Genomic DNA, 4,343 nt, shown 5'->3' with positions numbered 1-4,343 from the left:
GGCGGTTGAGGGGGCAAAGGGTGCGGCAAATCCAAAGACAAGAGAAGCGATCCGTGTGGGTATGGAAAAGCATAATGAATTCTATAAGTGGGCGCAAGAGCAAGGGATGATCACAAATGAGGCCATACCAGGAACAGGGCTGAGACCAGATGCTATTGATTTAGCTAATAAAACAGTCTATGAATTAAAACCATCTGGCTCTCAAATAGGAGAAAGCCAATTACGAGATTATATGAAGGCGGCTGAAAGGGTGTATGGTGGTAAATGGGAAGGAAAGATAATATACTATACCAAATAAATACATAAAGCTTATCCCAAGGGGGATACTGAATAATATAGAGCATCCTCTTCAAGGTTGCAGGGTAATGCTCTGCTTTATTGTACTTTGCAAATTAATGCATTTTTTGGTTATGAGTAATTTAATATACATAGGTTATAGAGGCTATTTTTTAAAAGAATTGGTTCCATACAAAAAAGAAATTGTATTAAATTTATGTGATAAACTTTATCAAGAAGTAAATACTGATGTGGCATGTAATTATTATTTCACCATTGCGGATGAAGAAAAAAGAACAAAGAAAAAAAGATATTTACGTGAAGGAATGATTAGAGAATTAGATATAGCTACCGAAAAAAAACATTCAAGGGTGGTATTACATGGCCCGGAAATCATTCTGGGGGAGAAAAAACATTACATTTTAGGAGCTGTAATTGATTTGTATGACTTTTGGAAAAACAACAATCCGCTTTGTTTTGACTGTGTGTTCCTTTTTCCTTACATTAAAGGCCCGATTGAAAAATTTTTCAAATGGGCCTCGACAATTATAGGATGTCATTATGGATTAATTTTTGTTGATGAAAATTATGACAAAGTTTTATCTGAGATAGAAGCCATTCCCCGTATCATGTGGGGTGATTTTTCCTCAGGAAAAACTCAAAAGTGGGAAAAGGAGCTTGGTTTTTATTGTAAAGAATCTAAAGTTTATACCGAATATATCCGAAAAGCTTACTGGGGAAATTTCTTGAATGTTAATCACATCATAAAGCTTGGAGGAATTAAAAAAGTTCAGAAAGAAGCACCTGCATTTTTAGTTGAGGAATTGCCAGGAGGTGGAGGATACATCCAACTTACGGAATCATTTCTTGATTTTGGAAAATCCGGTTTTAAGGAAAAACTGATGAAGCTTGACAAATATTTTGCACCTATTATTTTGCCTGGGAGACCCGAAGTGGTTTGGTAGTTCTATTTAGACATAGGTTATAGAGATCACAGGCCAGGAGCTTGACAGTGAAACCAATCTCTATTACTATGGAGCAAGGTATTACGACCCTGTTCTTTCAAAATTTATAAGCGCTGACCCAATAGAGCCTGACTATTCTGATCCTCAAGCTCTGAATCGTTACAGCTACGTCCTGAACAACCCCTTAAGGTATACAGATCCGACTGGTTATCAACCTGAGGTTTACATAGACATTTATTATTATCCAAGGCCGTACTACTTTGAAGGACTCCCCCAGTTACAAGATACTGCTCTGTCAGGCATAGTCTCTGGGCCTTACAGTGGAGATTCCCTATCTGAAATAGTCAGATTAGCAGCCACTCCTCTACCCTGGGCTTCCTGGGTATCATGGGGGCATAGCTATTTAATGCAAAGGGCTGAGGCTAAGCTCCAGGCAGGCTATCCTGTAGCAGCCTTCATCAATGTCCTTGGAGCATCAGCCCTGGATGTCTTTGTCCCCCAGACCTATGGAGATGTGCCTTTCTTGTTTTTGGGAGGGGTGGGGAAGGTTGGAGTAAAGGGAATTACAAAAGCAACCAATGTGTTCAAACATATCAAAACTAAAGGTGTACCGCCACAAGGTTACAAGGGAGGTAGAATATTTCAAAACAGAGAAGGAAAGTTGCCCCAAGGTGGAAAATATCGAGAATATGATATTGATCCCTATGTTTCTGGTCAAAGTCGAACAGCAGAACGGATAGTAATTGATGAGAGTACTGGTAGAGCATGGTATACACCCGATCATTATAAAACTTTTGTTGAAATTACACCTTAAGCATATGCAAGAACTATTAGATATTAAGAATTTACTTTCTCCTAAGAAGCCCTGGATACATTTAGTTAAATGTTCAGAGAGAGAAGTCGATAATTTTTCGAATTACCTTATATCTCAGGCAGTGGCTGTTGTTCGTGTCTTACGTGGGAAACGGTGCACAACGAAATCGGGTCTCTTTGATGAATTTGCTTCTGCACTTCAATTTCCGTACTACTTTGGCGAAAACTGGGATGCTTTCGATGAATGTTTATCGGATTTGGAGTGGCTAAAAGGGAATGCTTATATTTTTCTTATCTCACAGGCAAATGAAATTCTCAGCAAAGAAAGTGATGAAGAATTGCAAAGATTTATTGACATCCTTAAAAATATTGCGGAGGAGTGGGCAATTTCGAGGGAAAATGATAAGGAACAACCTCGCCCTGCGGTTCCATTCCATATTATTTTTCAATACGAACCTGAAGTAGCTGAGACATTTCAACTTCGGCTAAAGCAAACAAAAATAGAAATAGATGATTAGAGAAAAGTACGAGACGTAAGTCCCACCTCGTAGGTGGGCTCATGTCCTTGACAGCGAGACCAACCTCTATTACTATGGAGCAAGGTATTACGACCCTGTTCTTTGTAAATTTATATCACCCGATGTTGTAGAGCCCGGCTATACAAACCCTCAGACTCTGAATCGCTACTCTTATACCCTGAATAATCCGCTAAGGTATGTAGACCCGACAGGGAAATGGGGCATGGAGCCTGACTATAACACCGATGAGCTGGCAAATAGTTATACACTATTTTCAGTCGAACACTTGGAGACATTGCGTGAATGGGGACAGAAGATTGTTTTAAGTGAAGCATTCATTAGAGTTGGAGAGTTTTTTGGTTATAGCAGCATAAATGCCATACAATTTGGCAGGGACTTCAGAGGCCAGGAATACACAGAGCAAGAAAAAGCAGTTGAATTTGTGCTTTTGCCTCTGAGTGTACCTGTAAAGGGATTTAAATCCTATAGCGGATTCAAAGGGACTTTTGGGCGAGCGGGCGAGGGGATGCAGTGGCATCATATAGTGGAACAAACACCTGGCAATGTAGCCAAATTTGGTCCTGAAGCGATTCATAATACAAGTAACGCAATTAAAGTACCAGAACAATTAAACCAGAGCTTGAATGCGTTATATTCATCTAAGAGAGAGTTCATCACAGGTTCCACGACAATGACCGTTCGGGAATGGCTGTCCAGACAATCATTCGAGACACAATACCAGTTTGGTTTAAAGGCTATAGATATGGTTTCGAAAGGATTATGGTAAAATGGGTTTGAACGCGAAAAAGCTGGTTGAACAGTTTGCTGAGGCCACGATTGGTCAGAATCAGGCGATAATGGACGGCGATGCTAAGCTTAGTAACAAATATGCTAATAAGCGTATTGACTGTTTTAGGAAATTACGTCAACTTGGCGATGCGGGAAGGGAAGAACTAGCGACACTTTTCAACCATGAAAACCTCGGAGTTCGAGTAGCGGCCGCAGCTTATCTGTTGAAGTTCAAAACGGAGGAGGCTCTTCGTATTCTTAGGGAATTGAGCAAGATTCAGGGCCTAATTGGTCTTGATGCTAGTGAAACCATTAAGCGTTGGGAAGAAGGTACTTGGCATCTTGACGAATGAAAGGGTCTGATCTTCACAGCCTGTAAGCACAACATCAATTCGGATTAAAAGCTATGGAAAATGTATCGAAAGGAATATGGTAAACAAAAAGAACATAGATAAACTCGTATTGCAGTTTGCTGAATCTGTAATTAAACAAAATGAAGCCATTATGGCTGGAGATCACAAAGCAGGTAACAAATATGCTAAAAAATACATCCAATGTTTTAAGAAACTTTGTGGGTTCGGAAGTGAAGGCAAAGAGGCACTTTCAAAGTTACTTAAACACGAAGATTTAGGGGTTAGGGAAATGGCTGCTGCTTTTTTGCTGAATTTTATGAAGTATAAAACTAATGAGGCTATGGCAGTATTAAAAGAGATAGCAAAAATACCAGGTTTAATCGGTTTTGGGGCAAGTGAGGCAATAAAACGATGGGAAGAGGGCACATGGAAGCTTGAGGATTAATATAGAACATTTCTTGGCCAGACCTGGACACCATGTTCGGACCGCTTGGAAATATCTTCGTGTTGTTGCCTATTCGGAGTTTGGCTATAGGTGGCTATAGGTTATCACTTAAATCTTCAACCAATCTCCTGGATGAAGCTGCAACGAGTACTGCGGGGGGAGAGGCTTTAGGAAAGTTACAAAG

The 4,343-nt window shown here is 40.0% G+C and carries 6 protein-coding genes and 2 pseudogenes; all 8 read left to right on the top strand.

Annotation, left to right across the window (positions count from 1 at the left end):
• Positions 1-298: hypothetical protein (locus HZC12_10265; GenBank protein MBI5027087.1), on the top strand; the 298-nt coding region annotated here is incomplete at its 5' end.
• A gap of 112 nt (positions 299-410) precedes the next feature.
• Positions 411-1,241, top strand: coding sequence for a hypothetical protein (locus HZC12_10260; protein MBI5027086.1), 831 nt, complete (start codon positions 411-413; stop codon positions 1,239-1,241).
• 19 nt (positions 1,242-1,260) lie between these two features.
• A pseudogene (locus HZC12_10255) lies at positions 1,261-1,455 on the top strand (RHS repeat-associated core domain-containing protein).
• Between the two features lie 192 nt (positions 1,456-1,647).
• Entirely contained in the window at positions 1,648-2,055 is a 408-nt protein-coding gene (locus HZC12_10250) for a hypothetical protein (GenBank protein ID MBI5027085.1), read from the top strand.
• 4 nt (positions 2,056-2,059) lie between these two features.
• A complete protein-coding gene (locus HZC12_10245; protein ID MBI5027084.1) occupies positions 2,060-2,572 on the top strand; it encodes a barstar family protein in 513 nt (170 codons plus the stop codon).
• A gap of 55 nt (positions 2,573-2,627) precedes the next feature.
• Positions 2,628-3,359: pseudogene (locus HZC12_10240) on the top strand (RHS repeat-associated core domain-containing protein).
• Between the two features lies 1 nt (position 3,360).
• On the top strand, positions 3,361-3,714 hold the full coding sequence (locus tag HZC12_10235) for a DUF2019 domain-containing protein (protein ID MBI5027083.1): 354 nt from the start codon (positions 3,361-3,363) through the stop codon (positions 3,712-3,714).
• A 76-nt stretch (positions 3,715-3,790) separates the two neighbouring features.
• Positions 3,791-4,159, top strand: coding sequence for a DUF2019 domain-containing protein (locus HZC12_10230; protein ID MBI5027082.1), 369 nt, complete (start codon positions 3,791-3,793; stop codon positions 4,157-4,159).
• Positions 4,160-4,343 lie beyond the last annotated feature (184 nt).

It is taken from the genome of Nitrospirota bacterium, from assembly GCA_016214385.1.
GTDB lineage: Bacteria > Nitrospirota > Thermodesulfovibrionia > UBA6902 > JACROP01 > JACROP01.
This window is presented reverse-complemented; position numbering and strand designations above follow the sequence as displayed.

Bases quoted from the DNA above. Each gene is read 5' to 3' on its own strand.
- HZC12_10260 (MBI5027086.1), top strand. From the start codon at position 411: ATGAGTAATTTAATATACATAGGTTATAGAGGCTATTTTTTAAAAGAA.
- HZC12_10250 (MBI5027085.1), top strand. From the start codon at position 1,648: ATGCAAAGGGCTGAGGCTAAGCTCCAGGCAGGCTATCCTGTAGCAGCC.
- HZC12_10245 (MBI5027084.1), top strand. From the start codon at position 2,060: ATGCAAGAACTATTAGATATTAAGAATTTACTTTCTCCTAAGAAGCCC.
- HZC12_10235 (MBI5027083.1), top strand. From the start codon at position 3,361: ATGGGTTTGAACGCGAAAAAGCTGGTTGAACAGTTTGCTGAGGCCACG.
- HZC12_10230 (MBI5027082.1), top strand. From the start codon at position 3,791: ATGGTAAACAAAAAGAACATAGATAAACTCGTATTGCAGTTTGCTGAA.